Genomic DNA, 17665 nt, shown 5'->3' on the forward strand with positions numbered 1-17665 from the left:
CAGGTCACATTCGCGCGCGGCCGACCTGACGTGGCGGTCAGGCGAAGATCGCGACGCTCTGCATCTGTTCAGCGATCGGCAGGCCTTGTGCGTTCCAGATCGCCATCGACTGGCTCGAACTGCCGTCGCGGACATAGTCGGTCGTCGCGCGCAGCAGCCACCAGCCATCGTGCGTCACCGGTTGCGGGCCGAGAATGTTGAGCAGCCAGGTCATCGAGCTGAGCGGTGCCGGCCCGCCGAGCAGCTTGAGCGCCGAGGGTGGCAGGCAGTCCGCGACCGCGATCAGTTCGACCATCGGATCGAGCCCGTCGCGCTCCGCCAGCCGGACCCAGCGCAGCCATTCGGCGGGGCCGACGCTGTCGTCGCGGCGGTCGAGCAGATCGAAATTGCGCGAGAAGGCGACCGCGCTGTGGCCGCGATAGGTCGCGGTGTCGGCGTCGGGTACCGCGAAGGCGGGCGCGGTGCCGGTGTGATGGTCGACGCGCGAGGCGATCGGCCCCATGAAGACGAAGGTCGCGCGCAGCCCGAGCCCTGCCGCGCTTTCGACGTCCGCCTGCACGAACGCGGCATTGCGGCCGCGCCGCAGCCGCGTCGCGCGGATCGTTATGTCGCCCGAGAGCGGGCCGATGAACGCGACCTGCGCCGAGCGGAGCGGTGGCAGGTCGGTGTCAGACATTTGCGCCGCATATAGTGCAAGCGCGGCCGAGAACCCGCCATAGGCGGTGCGCCCCTGCAGCCAGTTCTCCGGCACGGTCCCGCGCCAGCCGCCCTCGGTCGGGTGCAGCGCATCGATCGCCTGTCGGAGACTGGTCATGCCGCCGTGCCCGTCAGGGAATCGCGCAGTTCGCGTTTGAGCACCTTGCCGATCGCGCTGCGCGGGAGTTCGCTCACCGAATGGATGCCCGACAGGCGCTGGGTCTTGCCGAGCTGCGCGTTGGTCCACGCCATGATATCCGCCGGGTTCGCCTCGGGTGAGCGCGGCACGATGATCGCAACCGGAGTCTCGCCCCACGCCTCGGACGGCATGCCGATGACCGCGCAATCGGCGACGTCGGGATGTGTGGAAAGCACAGCCTCGAGGTCGGAGGGGTAGATATTAAACCCGCCCGAGATGATCAGGTCCTTCTTGCGATCCATCAGGATAAGAAAGCCGTCCTCGTCGAACCGACCGACATCGCCGTGGCGGATATAGCGGTTGCCCTCGGCGTCATACCATTCGGCGTCGCGCGTCGCAGCGCTCCGGCCGTGATAGCCGTTCATCATCGCGGGCGAGCGGCCGACGACCTCGCCCATTTCGCCCGGCGGCACCTCGACACCGTCATCGTCGATCAGCCGGATCTCGTGCCCCGGCATCGGCTGACCCACGCTATGCAGCTTGGTCGGATGCGCGGTCGCGTTGAGCGCGCAGCTCGCCCCGCCTTCGGTCATGCCGTAGAACTCGACGAGCAACCCTGGCCAGCGCGCGACGACGTCGGCCTTCAGCGCGGCGGAGAAGGGCGCGCTGGTACTCGTCTTGAAGCGGAACGCCGACAGGTCGAACGCGTCGAAATCGGGTAGCGCCATGATCCGCTGATACTGGACGGGGACGAGCATCGTGTGCGTCGCGCGGTATCGCTCGGCGAGCGTGAGATAGCCGCGCGCATCGAACTTGCCCATCAGCACGACGCTGCCGCCCCAGCCGAGCGTCGGCAGGACGCTGACCAGCGTGGTGTTTGAATAAAGCGGGGTCGCGATCATCGTGACCGCGGTGTCGAACCCCGCGGCGCTGTTGCGCGCGATATGCGCCCAACGCATCGCGTGGCTCTGGACGATTCCCTTGGGCGTGCCGGTCGTCCCAGACGAGTAGATGATGTTGAACGCATCGCCAGGCGCGATCGCCACGGGCGTGGGGCGTGCGGCATCGGGTGCGAGCCAGCTCTCCAACAGCTCGGCGTCGCCGGCCCCCTCGGGCGCCGGGGAGGCGTCCGACAGGAGCAGGATACGCGCGGTGACGCGTTCGTCGGCGAGAGCCTGCGCCATGACCTCGTCGAGAACGACGATCGGCGCGCCGCTGTCCGCGATCATCGCCGCGATCGCTGCGGGAGTCGCCGACGGCGCGATCGGGGTCGCAACACAGCCGGCCCGTACCGCGCCAAGGAAAACAGAAAGATAGCTGGTCGATGGCGCGGCGACGATCGCGATCGCCTGTCCCGCGGCGATGCCGTCGCGTTGCAGTGCGGCCGCGACGCGGTCCATCGTCCGGTCGAGCGTCGCATAGTCGATGCTGCCCTGCGAATCCGCGATGGCGGTCGAGGATCCGCGTTCGCGGGCGTGTGCGCGGATCAGATCCGGCAGGGTCGCGAAGTCGGTAGCGAGCAAATCGGAGGCGATCGTCATATCCGCGTGGCTAGGCGAAGTGTCCGGCGAATGCCATACGCGATATTCGAAAAGACGACTCGCGAAAGGACCAGCCGATGTTGTTCTACGGCAGTGCCTCGCCGGCGCCCAACCCGCGCCGCGTCCGGATCTTCCTCGCCGAAAAGCAGGTGCGCATTCCGATGGTGCAGGTGTCGATACCCAAGGCGGAGCACAAGGCGGCGCCGTTCCTCGCGGTGAACCCCTATGGCCAGACGCCTGCACTGGCATTCGACGATGGCCGCGTGCTGACCGAGAGCGTCGCGATCTGTCGATATTTCGAGGCGCTGCATCCGGAGCCCCCGCTGTTCGGGCACGGCGCGCACAATATCGCCGAGGTGGACATGTGGACGCGGCGGGTCGAATTGCGGCTGATGACGCCGCTGTCGCTGGTGTGGCAGCATACGCATCCCTGGACGGCGCGGATCGTGAAGCCGCAATATACCGAATTCGGCGAAACCCAGCGGCCCCGCGTCCGCGCAGCCATGGCGGAGTTCGACACTGCGCTGGCGGGCATCGAATGGCTCGACGGGGTGCGCTATACCATTGCCGACATCGTCCTGCTGACGACGATCGATTTTGCCGCGTTCGTCGGCATTCCTATTCCGGACGAGCTGACGCATCTCAGGGCCTGGCACGACCGTGCGTCGGGCCGCCCCAGCGCTCAGGCCTAGCGCCGCTGGCGTCCCGGGTCCTGGCCCCGGCCTCGTGCTCCGGACCGGCCCGACGTGGTCGGAGGGCTCTCAGGCCGGCATCCCCGACTTTAGTCCGGCATCCGCGACGGCCCCCGAACTTCCCTTTGCATCCCCCGGCGAATCATGCCAATAGCTGCCCATACCTGATGTTCAGTTTCGGAAAGAGACGGACTTAGGGTGGTTGAGCCTCGCAGCACTCTCGAAGTGCTCGGCATCACCAGGCAGGCAGTCCAACAGGTCGCCGCCTTGACGAGTTTGGAGAGGGGATAAGGCGGAAGGACGGCAAGGCCGTACCTTCCGCCGTCCTTCCTGAAGCCCCAGCATCAGCGAGCATCGTGCGACCTGGCCTGACGCCGCGTGCGCTGCCCCGTTTTGCGGAATCATCCGGCGTGACCTGACTGTGGCGCTTGAAGGCCGGCGGCGGCTGGTTTCCTTAGGTCGGACCGCTGCGGCAAAGGCCCTCTCCCCGGGGCCACATTATCGCAAGATCGAAAAATGGTTCTGGCCGATCCGGAACTGCCGAAAGCCGTCTACATGGCAGTATTGGCAGGAATTAGTAGCAATATGCTACGATTTTCCCGCTTGACGCGTAAGGCGTAGAAGAATCTATTCGATGATGCGGTACGGGCCAAAGTGCTTCGGCCGAACAGGGGAGAGTGATGTGGCCAAGCAGCGCTATTTCGTCGCGTCCGCGTTTTTCGTCATTGCATGGGCCCTTGCCGTTCCGGCGGCAGCGCAAATCGGGGGTGATCCACAACCAGTGGGAACGACGGGAGCGGGGCAGGTCACAGCGAATCCCGCGCAGTCTGCCGTCGCCCAGTCCGAAAATGCCGACATCATCGTCACGGGCTCGCTGATCCGCGGGTCGTCCGAGGATGCCGCCGCACCCGTCGACGTGATTTCGGGCGATGAACTCGCGAAGCAGGGCGCGCCGACCGCGGTCGAACTGCTCAAGAACCTGCCGACCTCGAACGGCGTGACCGGCGACGCGAACCAGTTCGACAGCCGCAGTCAGGGCAATGAGGGCGTCGCGTCGGTCAATCTGCGCGGGCTGGGGCCGCAACGTACGCTCGTGCTGCTCAACGGCAAGCGGCTGGTGCCCGTCGGTGGCGGTATTCCGATCGTCGATATCAACCTGATCCCCTCGGCCGCGATCGGCCGTGTTGAGGTGCTCAAGGACGGCGCCGCCGCCACCTATGGCTCGGACGCGATCGCGGGCGTGGTCAATTTCATCACACGGACCGACCAGCAGGGTTTCCTGGTGTCGGGCGACTACCGCTATATCGACGGGTCGAAGGGCGATTACGGCACGGCCATGAGCTATGGCCACAGCGGTAACGGCGTGCGGATGCTGGCGTCGTTCGGCTATCAGCACCGGTCCGAGCTCCGAACGACCGATCGGGACTTCACCATTCAGCCCTACGCCAACAATCCCCAGGGCGGGTGGACCGGCGGCGGCAACCCCGGCAACCTCGATTTCAACGCGACCGTCCCGTTTCTCGACCCGGTCAGCGGGCGTCTGTTCACCGGCTATGGCGCGAACGGCGTGTCGAACGGGGTAAATTTCGTTCGCGATCTGGGGTGTGAATCGCTCGGCGGATTCCGCAGCGTCGCGGGCTCGACGACACCGACGCCGACCGCGGTCGGGACGATCGCGGTGCCGACCGATCGATGCTTCAACAATTACGGTCAGTTCGGCAATCTGGTCGAGCCGGAAGACCGGTATCAGGCCTATGCCGAGGTCGCGATCGACCTCACCAGTTCGCTGCAATTCACCGCGACCGCGCTCTATGGAGCGACCTCGACGCGGATCACGACGTCGCCGACCTATCTGCCGACGCTGCCGCCATCGGCGAATGCGGCGGGCGGCGGTGCGGGCTTCTTCCAGGTACCGACCTATGCGCCGGCACTACGCGACTATTGCCAGGTCTATGGTACGGCGGCGGGCTGCCTGACCGCGAACGGCACGCCGCTCGCACCCGCGCTCGCCTTCCCCGTGCTCTTCCGTCCGGCACTGCTCGGTGGCAATCCGGTCATGCGGGGCGGGGACAATGACCGTGGATCGGCATTCTCCAAGCGCCAGTCCGAGGAAATGCGCTTTACCGCGGACCTGTCGTGGGATGTCACCGACCGGATCAACCTGACCGCGAGCGGGACCTATTCGCAATATGTCCGCGAGAATGAGGGGACCGACACGTTCGGTGACCTGCTGCAGAACGCGATCGCGGGTTTTGGTGGCCCCAATTGCGCCTATGCGACCACCGCGTCGCGCGCCGGGCTGACCGCTGCGCAGATCGCTTCGCTTGCCGGAACGAATGGCTGCACCTTCTTCAACCCGTTCTCGACCGCGGTGGCGGCCAATCCGGTCACGGGCCAGGTGAACCCCAATTACGCCGGGTCGCGGAGCACCAACGGGCTCAGCACCGCGCCCGGTGCGGGGCTGGTCAACGACATTGCGACGGTCGACAACTTCTTCCGGACGACGCGCACCGTCTACAACACGCAATTGTTCGTCGGCGACCTCGTGCTCGGTGGGCGGACCGGGCTGCGGCTGCCCGGTGGCGATGTCGGCTTTGCGATCGGCGGCCAGTATCGGCGCAATTATTATGCCGTGAACTATAATGCCGACAGCAATCTGGCGGTGAATCCCTGCCCGGGGACCCCGCTCAATCCACGTGCGACCTGTACGCCGCAGACGGGTGCGCTGGGCTTCCTCGGCACCAACCGGAACGCGTCCTCGGTGGGCGACGTGAAGGCGCTGTTCGCCGAGCTGCAGCTGCCGATCCTCGAGGCGATCAACGCCCAGCTGTCCGCGCGGTACGAGGATTATGGCGGCAATGTCGGGTCGACCTTCAATCCGCAAGGGCGGTTGCGCATCCAGGTGGCGCCGTGGCTTGCGTTGCGCGGCGGGGCCGGGACGACGTTCCGCGGACCGCCCGCGCAGCAGCTCGAAGGCAATCTGACCGCGCTGCAGATCATCGGCACCTCGTTCCGCGCGGTCGACATCAACGGCAATCCGGATCTCGAGCCTGAAAAGGCGACGACCTATAGCGGCGGCGTGATCCTCGACGCGGGCGGGTTCAATGCGAGCGTTGACTATTTCCGGTACGACCTGAAGGGGCCGATCGAGCAGGAGCCGACACAGGGCATCGTCAACGCATTGTTCGGTGCGAGCGGCGCGGCGAATTGCGGCAATGCCGCCTTTGCCGCTCTCCAGCAGCGTTTCACCTTCACCGGTGCGGGCTGCGGCGTCGGCAATGTCCAGCGGTTGCGCACCGTCTATGTCAACAGCGCCAATGTCACGACCTCCGGTCTCGACGTCCAGGCAAGCTTTCGCGGCGAACTCGGGCTGGCGACCGTCACGGTGGGCGCGACCGGCACCTATGTCATCGACTACAAGACCAAGGACGTGACGGTCGAGGGGATCGTCGTGCAGCCCGCATTCGACGGTGTCGGCCTGCTCAACTACCAGACGACGGCCTATCCGGTGCCCGAGATCAAGGGCAACTGGTATGTGCAGGGTGATTACGACGTCGCCAGCCTGCGGGTGCAGTTCAACTATATCGATGGCTATACCGATCAGCGCGGCGCGGCGATCTTCGGGCCGAACTTCGGTGCACTGGCGGGTGGATCGGTGACGGGCGGCAAGGAGATCGGCGCGTTCAAGACGATGGATGCCACGTTGAGGATCGCGTTGCCGACCGGATCGACGGTGTCGCTGTCCGCGCTCAACATCTTCGACCGCGCACCGCCCTTCGCACGGCTGGATCAGAATTACGATCCGTTCACCGCCTCGCCGCTCGGCTTCACCGCAAAACTCGGTTTGTCGCAAAAATTCTGATTGCTCTCGGCGCTGGCCTTGCTTTCAACGATTGGGTACGGTCCCAACAAGGTCGCAAGGCCAGCAACGATACGAGAGGATGACCATGGCGACAGCGTTGAAGACGCATTCCGACATCGCCGATTCCCTGGCCATGAAGCGCCGCGGCCTGACGCTCACCCTGCTCACGCTCACCTATTTCTTCAGCTATATGGATCGGCAGATCCTCGCGATCCTGCTCGAACGCATCAAGGCGGACCTCGTGCTGACCGACACGCAGCTTGGGCTGCTTTCGGGACTGGTGTTTGCGATCTTCTACGCCACGCTCGGCATCCCGGTCGCGCGACTGGCGGACCGGACGAGCCGTCGCAACATCATCGCGGTGAGCCTGACGATCTGGAGCGCGATGACCGCGATGTGCGGTCTGGCGCAAAACTTCACGCAACTCATGCTGTTCCGCATCGGCGTCGGGATCGGCGAGGCCGGATCCAGCCCGCCCAGCCATTCGATCATCGCCGATCTCTACCCGCCCGAAAAGCGCGCGGGCGCGATGGCGGTCTATTCGCTCGGCGTGGTGCTGGGGGCGGGGTTCGGGACGCTGATCGGCGGCGTCGTTGCGCACAGCTATGGCTGGCGGGTGGCGATGATGACCGTCGGGCTGCCCGGTATCGCGCTGGCGGTGCTCGTCCGGCTGTTCATGGTCGAGCCGCGTCGCGGCCTGTCCGACGCCGGCCCGGTCGCCGCGCCGGCGCCGATGCCGAGCGTCGCGCAGGGTTTCGCCTCGATGTGGGCGAGCGCGCCCGCGCGGCATCTCGTCGTCGGCGTGACCCTGACCTCGATGATCGGGTACGCGCTGACGGGGTGGGGGCCGAGCTTCATGCAGCGTTCGCTCGGCATCTCGATGCTCGACGTATCGCGCTATATCGCGCTGCCGGGTGCCCTGTTCGGGGCAATCTCGGCGCTCGCCGGCGGCAAGATCGCCGATGTGCTCGCCAAGCGCCACGGCCTTCACGTGCAGAGCTGGGTCGTGCTCGTCATGAAGGGGCTGTCGCTGCCCTTCGCGCTGGCCTTCTACCTCATCGACGTGCCGGCAATCGCGATCGGCAGCTATTTCGTCTACCTGATCTTCGCCAATTCGTACCTGGGGCCGAGCTTCGCGTTGATCCAGCATCTCGCGCCGCTGAAGACCCGTGCGATGTGGGCGGCGATCACGTTGCTGGTCATCAACCTGGTCGGCCTCGGCCTCGGCCCGACGATGGTCGGCTGGCTAAGCGACCTGTTGAAGCCGACCTTTGGCGAGGAATCACTACGCTATGCGCTGGTCATCATCGTGATGATGACGCCCTGGGCGCTCTATCATTACTGGCGTGCGGGCGTGCTGCTCAAGCGCGACGAGCATCAGGCCGCGTTCGCGACGGCCTGAGACATCGGGGCGGGGACCGGCGCGGCACGCAGCCTGTGCCGGTCCCCGCCGCCCCCCTGCCGATCAATCGTCGAACAGGCCGTACATCAGCGTCGAGGCATACATCGCCACGGCCCGTTCGCGCGGCATGGTCGACGCCCATTTGCGCATGTCGAAGGCGGCATTCTGGACCGCCATCAGCGCCTGTGCGGCGATGAGCGCATCGACCGCGCGGATCGAGCCTTCGCCGATCCCGTCCATCATCATCCCCGCATAGCGCCGCGCGATCCCGTTCGACCGCTCAACCATCGCGTCGCGGACGCTCGGCGGCAGGCCGCTGAGCGCGGTCGTGCGGAGCAGCGGACCGCGTTCGGCGAACTGGACGTCGAGCAAAGTCGCGACGGTGCTCGACAGCTTGTGCCAATAGCTGCCGCCCTCGGCCTCACCGCGTCCCTGCGCATCGGCGATCGTGTCGAAGCTGCGGCGATAGCAGGCGATGACCAGATCGTCCTTGGCATCGAGATGGTGATAGAAGCTGCCCTTGGTGACGTTCAGTTCGGACGCGATCTTCTGCACCGATGCGCCGCGATAGCCGAGTTCGTTGATCAGCCGCGTCGCCGCCAGCAGGAAAGCCTCGCGCCCCGGCTCGGCATCGTCATGGCTGAGGTCGAGCAGCGTCGGTGCCCAGCGCGCACCGGGTCCTGCGATGCCGTGCGCGAACACGTCCATCAGTCGCGCCTCGACACGGGCATATTGGTCGGGCTCGTATCGCGTCAGCCAGATCGGCAGCCAGAAGGTATTTTCGAGCAGGACGTGGGCACGCGCGCTCTGCATGTCGGTCTGCGCGCGACCGGTCGACGGGCCCCAGAGGAGGCGGGTGCGGCGGAACACCTCGCGCCAGCCGTTCATCAGCCGGCTGCGGATCGGGTCTTCGGTGGCGCGCAGATCGGACAGGACCGCGAACGCCTTTTCCTCGCCGCGTTGAATCCGGCCGAGCCGCGCCATGTTGAGCGCGAGATAGCGGGCGACGCGGGCCTGCGGGGTCGGCTCGACCATCGCCTCGTCAAGCATCCGCAGCAGATAATCGAGCGTGTTCTCGAACGCGGCGGCGGCGAGGTCTTCCTTGCGCTTGAAGTAATAGGTAACGCTCGTCGTGTTGAGCCCGACGCGCCGCGCAACGTCCGCGAAGGTCATGCCCTTGGCGCTTTGCTCGTTGATCGCCTCTGCGGCTGCGGCGAGGATGGCGTCACGCTTGGCACGGAAGCGCTTCGTGCCCTGTTCGCCGTCTTCGATCGCCTCTGCCGGAACCTTCATCAAAATACCCTAACAGCTTCGATTTGAAGTTACAGTGCTTTTTAGGCGCTTTCGTGACCGAGTGGAAAACCGGCTTTCGGCACGCTCCCGGATGCTTTACCGAATACGCGGTATGGTCTAATCGACCGCCAGACCGTGGACCGATGGAGAGCCCGCATGGATTTCAGCTTCAGCGACCGAGAGACCTATTTCCGAGATCGCGTGCGCGACTTCATCGACCAGAATATCCGCCCGCGTCAGGCCGATTACGACGCGCAGGCCCACCATGGCGAGCGCTGGAAGGTGATTCCGGTGATCGAGGAGATGAAGGAAAAGGCCAAAGCCGCGGGGCTGTGGAATTTCTTCATGCCCCCCCATTCCGGGCAGACCCACGTCGATGACAGCTTCGTGTTCGAGGGGACGCAGCTGACCAATCTTGAATATGCGTTATGCGCCGAGGAGATGGGCAAGGTCAGCTGGGCGAGCGAATGTTTCAACTGCTCGGCGCCCGATACAGGCAATATGGAGGTATTCCACCGCTATGGCACGCGCGAGCAGAAGGAAGCGTGGCTCGGCCCGCTGATGCGCGGCGAGGTCCGGTCCGCCTTTTTGATGACCGAGCCTGCGGTGGCGTCGTCGGATGCGACCAATATCGAGACGTCGATGGTCCGCGACGGCGATCATTACGTGATCAACGGGACGAAATGGTGGTCGTCGGGGGTCGGCGATCCGCGCTGCAAGATCGCGATCGTCATGGGCAAGACGAGCTTCGAGGGATCGCGGCATCAGCAGCAGAGCCAGATCCTGGTGCCGATGGACACCCCCGGCGTGACGATCAAGCGGATGCTGTCGGTCTATGGCTATGATCACGCGCCGCACGGGCATGGCGAGGTCGTGCTCGAGAATGTCCGCGTTCCGGTCGAGAACGTGCTGCTGGGTGAAGGACGCGGGTTCGAGATCGCACAGGGGCGTCTCGGACCGGGCCGCATCCACCATTGCATGCGGACGATCGGCGTTGCGGAGACCGCGATCGAGGCGATGGCGAAGCGGCTGCTGAGCCGTGTCGCGTTCGGCAAGCGGATCGCCGATTTCTCGGTCTGGGAGGAGCGGATCGCGACCGCGCGGATCGATATCGAGATGACGCGGCTGCTCTGCCTCAAGGCCGCGGACATGATGGACAAGGCCGGCAACAAATCCGCACAGATCGAGATCTCGATGATCAAGGTCGCCGCGCCGAACATGGCGCTGAGGATCCTCGACGATGCAATCCAGGCGCATGGCGGCGGCGGCGTGTCGGACGATTTCCGGCTCGCGCACGACTGGGCGGCAATGCGAACGCTGCGCTTCGCCGATGGTCCCGACGAGGTCCACAACCGGTCGATCGCGCGTAACGAATTCGGCAAATACGGGGACTTTCGCAAAGGCGGCGTGTCGAGCGGGGATGTCGGGGTGAGCCGCTAACCCTGTCCCGTTCGTCCTGAGCGCAGTCGAAGGACATGCCCCGAACGAGCCAGTCCTTCGACTTCGCTCAGGACGAACGGCATTTTTGATTGCGCGCCCGCCAAATCTGGAGCCAGACCACCCATGAAAGCCGCAGTCCTTTTTGAAGCCAATACGCCGCTCAGCATCGAGGACGTCACCGTCTCGAAGCCGGGTCCGCGTGAGGTGTTGATCCGTACCGTCGCGGTCGGGGTGTGTCGCTCCGACCTGCACTTCGTCGACGGCGCCTATCCGCATGCGATGCCGACCATTCCGGGGCACGAGGCGTGCGGCGTGGTCGAGGCGGTCGGTGACGAGGTCGCCATGGTCAAGGTGGGCGACCATGTCGTCACCTGCCTGTCGGCGTTTTGCGGCCACTGTGAGTTCTGCGTGACCGGCCGCATGGCGCTCTGCGTCGACAGTTCGGTGCGGCGTCCGAAAGGCGCGCCGCCGCGGCTGATGCTGGGTGACCGACCGATCGCGCAGATGCTCAACCTGAGCGCCTATGCCGAGATGATGCTGGTGCACGAACATGCCTGTGTCGCGATCGACCGCGACATGCCGATGGACCGTGCGGCGCTGCTCGGCTGCGCGATCACGACCGGGGCGGGCGCGGTGTTCAACACGACCGACGTGACGCCGGGCGAGACGGTGTGCGTGGTCGGGTGCGGCGGGATCGGGCTGGCAGCGGTGAATGCCGCGAAGATCGCGGGCGCGGGAAAGATCATCGCGCTCGATCCGGTGCCGGAGAAGCGCGCGATGGCGGAGAAGCTTGGCGCCACGCACAGCTTCGACGCGCTGTCCGAGACCGCCGCGGACGAGGTTGTCGCGCTTACCAGGGGCGGCGTCCATCATGCGATCGAGGCGGTCGGCCGGACGCAGTCGGCGGCGACCGCGGTCAAGGTGCTGCGGCGCGGTGGGACAGCGACGATCCTGGGGATGATGCCGCTGGGCGAGAAAGTCGGGCTGTCGGCGATGGACCTGTTGTCGGGCAAGCGGCTCCAGGGTGGGTTCATGGGGTCGAACCGGTTCCCGGTCGACATCCCGCGGCTCGTCGACTTCTACATGCGCGGGCTGCTCGATCTCGACACGATCATCGCGGACCGCATGCCGCTCGAACGGATCAACGACGCGTTCGACGAATTGCGCCGCGGCGACACGACGCGCAGCGTGATTACCTTTTCATGAGCGGCGACGCAGCCAGCACGATGGTCGGTACGATCCCGGTCGGCGAGCGGGACCGGCTCGATCTCGACCGTCTGACGGCATGGATGACGGAGGCTGTCGAAGGCTTTGCCGGGCCGCTCACCTATGCCAAATTCGCCGGCGGCCAGTCGAATCCCACCTATCGGCTCGACACACCGGCGCGCGCCTATGTCTTGCGCCGCAAGCCCTTCGGTCCGATCCTGCCCTCGGCGCATGCGGTCGAGCGCGAATATGCGGTGATCGCCGGGCTTCATCCGACGGGCTTTCCGGTGCCCCGACCGTACGGGCTGTGCGAGGATCCCGACGTCACCGGCGCGCCATTCTATGTGATGGAGATGGTCGAGGGTCGGACGATCTGGGACGGCGCGATGCCGGGTGCGACGCCCGCCGAACGCCGCGCGCATTATGACGCGATGATCGACGCGCTCGCCGCGCTCCACAACACCGATTTCGCGGCGGCGGGGCTCGCATCCTATGGCAAGCCCGGCAATTATTTCGAGCGGCAGGTCGGGCGCTGGACCAAGCAATATCGCGCGGCGGAGACCGAGCGGATGGAGTCGGTCGAGCGGCTGATCGACTGGTTGCCACGGACCTTGCCCGACCAGACGCGGACGTCGATCGTCCACGGCGACTATCGTATCGACAACATGATCTTCGCCCATGCGACGGACGGCGCGGGCGCGAAGGTGATCGCGGTGCTCGACTGGGAATTGTCGACGCTCGGCGATCCGCTCGCCGACTTTTCCTACATGCTGATGAGCTGGGTGACCGAGCCCGAAGGCCGGTCGGGGGTGCTCGGCCTGACCGGTCCGGAGACCGGGATTCCGACGATCGAGCAGGTCGTCGTGCGCTATTGCGCTGCGACCGGGCGGGACGGCGTCCCCGATCTGAACTGGTATTTCGCCTATAACCTCTTCCGCCTCACCGGGATCGTCCAGGGGATCAAGAAACGCATCATCGACGGCACCGCGTCGAGCGCGCAGGCCGAGGCGACGGTCGCCAAGGTGCACGCGCTGGCGGATGCGGCGTGGGGGTTTGCGGTGAAGGCGGGCGCGTGACGCACGTCCCGAATGCGGAAGGGGAGAGGCAGGGCATGACGCAGTTCGACCTGAGCGGGAAGGTCGCGATCATCACCGGATCGTCGCGCGGGATCGGCAAGGCGAGCGCTTTCGAGCTGGCGGCACATGGCGCGAGGGTGGTGATCTCCAGCCGGAAACAGGAGGCGTGCGATGCCGTCGCTGCGGAGATCAACGCGCGCTACGGCGAGGGCCGCGCGATTGCGGTCGCGGCGAACATCGCCGCCAAGGCGGCGCTCCAGCATCTCGTCGACACGACCCACAGCGCGTTCGGCCGTATCGACGTGCTGGTCTGCAACGCCGCCTCCAACCCCTATTACGGACCCCAGGCGGGGATCGGCGACGACCAGTTCCGCAAGATCCTGGACAACAACATCGTCTCCAACCACTGGCTGATCCAGATGGTCGCCCCCGGCATGACGGAGCAGCGGGACGGCAGCATCATCATCATCTCCTCGATCGGCGGGCTTCGCGGATCGCCGGTCATCGGCGCCTATTGCATCAGCAAGGCGGCCGACATGCAGCTCGCACGCAATCTCGCGGTCGAGTTCGGCCCGTCGGGCGTCCGCGTGAACTGCATAGCGCCCGGACTGATCCGCACCGATTTTGCGCGCGTGCTGTGGGAGGATCCCGAGCGGATCGCCGCGGCGAATACCCGCGTGCCGTTGCGACGCATCGGCGAACCCGAGGAGATCGCGGGCGCGGTCGTGTTTCTCGCTGCATCCGCGAGCCGTTTCATGACCGGGCAGACGCTGGTCATCGACGGCGGCGTCACGATCTAAAGGGGAGGGCATCATGCGGTTCGAGAACAGGTCGATCATCGTCACCGGTGCAGGGTCAGGTATCGGCCGCGCGGCGGCATTGCTGTTCGCGGCAGAGGGCGGGCACGTCGTTGTCGCGGACCGTACCGAGGGTGCGGACGAGACCGCGCATCTGATCAGCCAGGCCGGCGGCATCGCCACCCCGATCCGCGTCGACGCGGGGGAGGAGGAGGACGTGATCCGCATGGTCGCGCTCGCCTGCGATACCTATGGCGGGCTCGACGTGCTGTTCGCCAATGCCGGAATTTCCGGCGGCATGGCCAATCTCTTCGACACCGACGTCGCGCTGATCACCGAAGTGCTGCGGGTCAACCTGATCGGTCCGTTCCTCGCCATCAAGCACGCGGCACCACGGATCGTCGCGCGCGCGGCCGAGACGGGCAGGGGCGGCGCGATCGTTCTGACCGCGAGTGTCGCCGGGTTACGGTCGGGCGCAGGGTCGCCGGCTTATTCCGCGTCCAAAGCGGGAGTGATCAACCTCGCGGCGGTGTCGGCGCAGCAGCTGTCGGGTGCGAACGTCCGGGTCAATGCGATCTGCCCCGGGCTGACCGAGACGGGGATGACCAAACCGGTGTTCGATTACGCGCGCGAGGCCAACAAGATGGACCGCGTCGGCCGCCTAAACCCGCTCCACCGCGGCGCGCAGCCCGAGGAGCTTGCCCGGGTCGCGGTGTTCCTCGCCTCCGATGACGCAAGCTACGTCAATGGTCAGGCGATCGTTGTGGATGGCGGATTGTCGTCGAGCCATCCCGTGACGCGGCAGGACTATGGCAAGACCGCAGCCTGATGCAGTCCGCTCAGGCGGCTGAGAGATGCAGGTCGGCGAAACCGGTGAAATAGCCGCGTAGCGTCGGATCCTCGATCGGCGCGATCAGCGCTGCGATCGTGGCGGCGGGCGACGTCGCGCCACCGCCAGGCGCCGCGCCGCTGGCAAATCCCATCGACCAGCTGCCGAAGCTGCGCTCGGTGATCGTCTGTTTCGCGAGCTGCACCATCGCGAAATGCCGGTCGTCGCGCTGGATGCGATCGAAGGTGCGCGACACGGCGAGATCATCGCCTTCGAGCACCTGAAGGAACCTGTTGCCGCCAGCGATGAGCAGACCGGTCACGCCCGCGGCGGCATTGTTGCGCCGCGAGACCCGCAGGATCTCGTCGATGACCGGCTGTGTCACACGGCCACGCGACGTGCTGATATAGAGAAGGCGCTGCATGCCGATGATCCCGGAGAATGATCGCGCTGGACTAATCGGAATTTACGAAGACCGCGTTAACCCCCGTGAACCAAGGTTATTTTCGCATCCGGATCAGCCCCTCCTGCGCGACGCTCGCGACCAGCCGTCCGTCGCGGGAGAAGATCTTGCCGCGGTTGAAGCCGCGCGCATGGCCCGACCAGGGGGCATCGCAGGCATAGAGCAGCCAGTCGTCCGCGCGGAAATCCTCGTGCAGCCATAGCGAATGATCGAGGCTGGCGGTCTGCAGACCCGGCGTGATCCAGTTGATCCCGTGCGGCAGCAGCGCGGTTCCCAGCAACGCCATGTCGGAGGCATAGGACAGGACCGCGCGGTGCATCGCGGGGTCGTCGCCGATCGGCGCCACGATCCGAAACCAGTTGGCATGGTTCGGCGCCTGCGCGGGCGGATCGATCCAGCTGCGCGGGTTGACCGGGCGGACCTCGATCGGGCGCCAGCGCAGCATGTGTGCACGAAACTTCTCGGGAATGCCGTCGATATTCTCCAGCCGCAGGTCACGATCGGAGCGCAGGTCCTCGGGTGGCGCGACGTCGGGCATCGCGTCCTGGTGATGGAGCCCGTCCTCGGGGGTCTGGAACGATGCCGCCATGTTGAGGATCGGCTGGCCCTTCTGCATCGCGATGACGCGACGCGTCGCAAAGCTGCGGCCCTCGAAATCGCGGACGACGCGGTAGACGATCGGGTAGTCCTCGTTGCCCGGCCGCATGAAATAGGCGTGGAGCGAATGCGCCGCCTTTGGCGCCTCGGTCGAGCGCTGCGCGGCCTGGAGTGCCTGCGCGATCACCTGTCCACCGAACACGCGGCCGACACCGCCGGGCTGGCGCTTGCCGACATAGAGGTCGGTGTCGACCTCGTCGATCTCGAGCAGGTCGACGAGGCCCTGGGCGAGGGCTTGGGGGGACGTATCGGCAGTATCGGGAATCATATCGTCTTCACCTTGTGCCCCGGCGAGGGACGGGGCCGGCTGGGGGTTCCCCGGCGCAGGCCGGGGCCCAGTCGGGGAGGTCGCAGTAACGGAGTGCAGTGGCAGACCGCAAGCGCTGCCCAACTGGGCCCCGGCCTTCGCCGGGGAACGGAAGCGTCAATAGCCCGCGGCGATGGCCAGCCTGTCGGCATGGAAGTTGGCGTCGCCGAACAGTTCGGCCAGCACGCGCGCGCGCTTCATGTAGAAGCCGATGTCATATTCGTCGGTCATGCCGATGCCACCGTGCATCTGCACGCTTTCCTGCACGCTGAGCGTCGTCGCGAGCGCGGTCATCGCCTTGGCGACCGAGACGGCCTCGTCGGCCTTGTCGTGGCCCAGATCGAGCAGCTGCTGGGCCTTGAGCACCGCGGCGCGCGCGACCTCCATCTCCGAATAGAGATGCGCGGCGCGGTGCTGGAGCGCCTGGAAGCTGCCGATCAGCGCGCCGAACTGCTTGCGCTGCTTCATATAGCCGATCGTCATGTCCATCGCGCCGCCGCCGACGCCGAGAAGCTCGGCGGACGCGCCGGTGCGGCCCGCGCGGAGCAGCTGGTCGAGCGGCGCGCGGCCGGCGTCGACCTCACCGATCACCGCATCGGCATCGACCTCGACCCCGTCGAAGTCGAGGCGCGCGGCGAGGCTGGCATCGGCAAGCCGCTCGGCGTTCGCGCTAAGCCCGGCGGCGTCCTTCGGGACCGCGAACAAGGTGATGCCGTCGGCATCGTCCGCGCCGCCTGCGGTACGCGCGGCGACGATGATCAGGTCGGCGTTGTGGCCGTGCGCGACGAAGCGCTTGGCGCCGGTCAGCCTGAAGCCGTTGCCCGCGCGTTCGGCGGTCATCGCGATGCTGTCGCGGTGCTTGGCAACCTCGTCGATGGCGAGCGCTGCTACCGTTTCGCCCGCGATGATGCCGGGGAACCAGCGTTCGGCCTGGCCGGTGCCCTTGAGCGCCTCGACCGCGGCGACGGCGGTGGTCAGGAAGGGGGAGGGCGACAGGTTGCGACCGATCTGTTCGAGCACGACGCCCGCCTCGACATGGCCGAGGCCGAGCCCGCCCTGGTCCTCGCCGATCAGGATGCCGGTGAAGCCCATCTCGGCGAACTGCTTCCACAGGTCGCGCGAGAAGCCGGTGGCGTCCTCGGCATCGCGAAGCGCGCGCATGTGGCTGACGGGGGCGTGTTCGGCGACGAAGTCGCGGATCGTGTCCTGAAGGACGGTCTGGTCGTCATCGAGATAGAGTGGCATTTCTGTTCCCCCGCGGAGGC

14 protein-coding genes are annotated in these 17665 nt (G+C 66.2%); 8 read left to right on the forward strand and 6 right to left on the reverse strand.

Annotated elements, in window-relative coordinates; translation table 11 throughout:
* Positions 1 to 37 precede the first annotated feature (37 nt).
* Positions 38 to 814, reverse strand: a complete 777-nt coding sequence (locus tag sphst_RS07875) for a thioesterase family protein (RefSeq protein WP_031394438.1) — start codon at positions 812 to 814, stop codon at positions 38 to 40.
* The gene (locus sphst_RS07880) at positions 811 to 2376 is read right to left on the reverse strand and encodes a class I adenylate-forming enzyme family protein (RefSeq protein WP_031394439.1); all 1566 of its coding nucleotides are present in this window, start codon (positions 2374 to 2376) and stop codon (positions 811 to 813) included. Before sphst_RS07880 ends, sphst_RS07875 begins: the two co-directional genes overlap by 4 nt.
* A gap of 77 nt (positions 2377 to 2453) precedes the next feature.
* Here sphst_RS07880 and sphst_RS07885 point away from each other — a divergent pair, with 77 nt between their 5' ends.
* From sphst_RS07885 to sphst_RS07895, 3 genes are all read left to right on the forward strand, one after another.
* Complete coding sequence (locus tag sphst_RS07885; protein WP_031394440.1) at positions 2454 to 3068, forward strand: glutathione S-transferase family protein; 615 nt, start codon at positions 2454 to 2456, stop codon at positions 3066 to 3068.
* 682 nt (positions 3069 to 3750) lie between these two features.
* On the forward strand, positions 3751 to 6930 hold the full coding sequence (locus sphst_RS07890) for a TonB-dependent receptor domain-containing protein (protein ID WP_159043548.1): 3180 nt from the start codon (positions 3751 to 3753) through the stop codon (positions 6928 to 6930).
* 79 nt (positions 6931 to 7009) lie between these two features.
* Positions 7010 to 8332, forward strand: a complete 1323-nt coding sequence (locus sphst_RS07895; protein ID WP_234387509.1) for a spinster family MFS transporter — start codon at positions 7010 to 7012, stop codon at positions 8330 to 8332.
* A 63-nt stretch (positions 8333 to 8395) separates the two neighbouring features.
* On the opposite strand, the gene sphst_RS07900 is transcribed toward sphst_RS07895, so the two are convergent.
* Complete coding sequence (locus sphst_RS07900; protein WP_037527374.1) at positions 8396 to 9625, reverse strand: TetR/AcrR family transcriptional regulator; 1230 nt, start codon at positions 9623 to 9625, stop codon at positions 8396 to 8398.
* A 156-nt stretch (positions 9626 to 9781) separates the two neighbouring features.
* On the opposite strand from sphst_RS07900, the gene sphst_RS07905 reads away from it, so the two are divergent.
* The 5 genes from sphst_RS07905 to sphst_RS07925 all read left to right on the forward strand — a co-directional run bounded on the left by sphst_RS07905 (position 9782) and on the right by sphst_RS07925 (position 14973).
* Positions 9782 to 11065 (forward strand): acyl-CoA dehydrogenase family protein, encoded by a 1284-nt coding sequence (locus sphst_RS07905; RefSeq protein WP_031394444.1) that lies wholly within the window; start codon positions 9782 to 9784, stop codon positions 11063 to 11065.
* 123 nt (positions 11066 to 11188) lie between these two features.
* Positions 11189 to 12271 (forward strand): Zn-dependent alcohol dehydrogenase, encoded by a 1083-nt coding sequence (locus sphst_RS07910; RefSeq protein ID WP_107045377.1) that lies wholly within the window; start codon positions 11189 to 11191, stop codon positions 12269 to 12271.
* On the forward strand, positions 12268 to 13347 hold the full coding sequence (locus sphst_RS07915) for a phosphotransferase family protein (protein ID WP_107045378.1): 1080 nt from the start codon (positions 12268 to 12270) through the stop codon (positions 13345 to 13347). Before sphst_RS07910 ends, sphst_RS07915 begins: the two co-directional genes overlap by 4 nt.
* Before the next feature lie 35 nt (positions 13348 to 13382).
* The gene (locus sphst_RS07920; RefSeq protein ID WP_031394449.1) at positions 13383 to 14147 is read left to right on the forward strand and encodes an SDR family NAD(P)-dependent oxidoreductase; all 765 of its coding nucleotides are present in this window, start codon (positions 13383 to 13385) and stop codon (positions 14145 to 14147) included.
* Between the two features lie 13 nt (positions 14148 to 14160).
* On the forward strand, positions 14161 to 14973 hold the full coding sequence (locus sphst_RS07925; protein WP_031394450.1) for an SDR family NAD(P)-dependent oxidoreductase: 813 nt from the start codon (positions 14161 to 14163) through the stop codon (positions 14971 to 14973).
* Positions 14974 to 14983: 10 nt separating this feature from the next.
* On the opposite strand, the gene sphst_RS07930 is transcribed toward sphst_RS07925, so the two are convergent.
* From sphst_RS07930 to sphst_RS07940, 3 genes are all read right to left on the reverse strand, one after another.
* Positions 14984 to 15397 carry a BLUF domain-containing protein gene (locus sphst_RS07930; protein WP_031394451.1) on the reverse strand — a complete coding sequence of 138 codons (414 nt, stop codon included), beginning with the start codon at positions 15395 to 15397 and terminating at the stop codon, positions 14984 to 14986.
* A gap of 76 nt (positions 15398 to 15473) precedes the next feature.
* Positions 15474 to 16361: an acyl-CoA thioesterase gene (locus tag sphst_RS07935; protein WP_031394452.1), complete on the reverse strand. Its 888-nt coding sequence runs from the start codon at positions 16359 to 16361 to the stop codon at positions 15474 to 15476.
* Between the two features lie 156 nt (positions 16362 to 16517).
* A complete protein-coding gene (locus sphst_RS07940; RefSeq protein WP_031394453.1) occupies positions 16518 to 17645 on the reverse strand; it encodes an acyl-CoA dehydrogenase family protein in 1128 nt (375 codons plus the stop codon).
* Positions 17646 to 17665 lie beyond the last annotated feature (20 nt).

The organism is Sphingomonas sp. STIS6.2 (genome assembly GCF_000732685.2).
Lineage (GTDB): Bacteria > Pseudomonadota > Alphaproteobacteria > Sphingomonadales > Sphingomonadaceae > Sphingomonas > Sphingomonas aerolata.

What these genes read in the sequence shown, in the direction of transcription:
- sphst_RS07875 (WP_031394438.1), bottom strand. Translation starts at nt 814, where the DNA reads ATGACCAGTCTCCGACAGGCGATCGATGCGCTGCACCCGACCGAGGGC.
- sphst_RS07880 (WP_031394439.1), bottom strand. Translation starts at nt 2,376, where the DNA reads ATGACGATCGCCTCCGATTTGCTCGCTACCGACTTCGCGACCCTGCCG.
- sphst_RS07885 (WP_031394440.1), top strand. Translation starts at nt 2,454, where the DNA reads ATGTTGTTCTACGGCAGTGCCTCGCCGGCGCCCAACCCGCGCCGCGTC.
- sphst_RS07895 (WP_234387509.1), top strand. Translation starts at nt 7,010, where the DNA reads ATGACCATGGCGACAGCGTTGAAGACGCATTCCGACATCGCCGATTCC.
- sphst_RS07900 (WP_037527374.1), bottom strand. Translation starts at nt 9,625, where the DNA reads ATGAAGGTTCCGGCAGAGGCGATCGAAGACGGCGAACAGGGCACGAAG.
- sphst_RS07905 (WP_031394444.1), top strand. Translation starts at nt 9,782, where the DNA reads ATGGATTTCAGCTTCAGCGACCGAGAGACCTATTTCCGAGATCGCGTG.
- sphst_RS07910 (WP_107045377.1), top strand. Translation starts at nt 11,189, where the DNA reads ATGAAAGCCGCAGTCCTTTTTGAAGCCAATACGCCGCTCAGCATCGAG.
- sphst_RS07915 (WP_107045378.1), top strand. Translation starts at nt 12,268, where the DNA reads ATGAGCGGCGACGCAGCCAGCACGATGGTCGGTACGATCCCGGTCGGC.
- sphst_RS07920 (WP_031394449.1), top strand. Translation starts at nt 13,383, where the DNA reads ATGACGCAGTTCGACCTGAGCGGGAAGGTCGCGATCATCACCGGATCG.
- sphst_RS07925 (WP_031394450.1), top strand. Translation starts at nt 14,161, where the DNA reads ATGCGGTTCGAGAACAGGTCGATCATCGTCACCGGTGCAGGGTCAGGT.
- sphst_RS07930 (WP_031394451.1), bottom strand. Translation starts at nt 15,397, where the DNA reads ATGCAGCGCCTTCTCTATATCAGCACGTCGCGTGGCCGTGTGACACAG.
- sphst_RS07935 (WP_031394452.1), bottom strand. Translation starts at nt 16,361, where the DNA reads ATGATTCCCGATACTGCCGATACGTCCCCCCAAGCCCTCGCCCAGGGC.
- sphst_RS07940 (WP_031394453.1), bottom strand. Translation starts at nt 17,645, where the DNA reads ATGCCACTCTATCTCGATGACGACCAGACCGTCCTTCAGGACACGATC.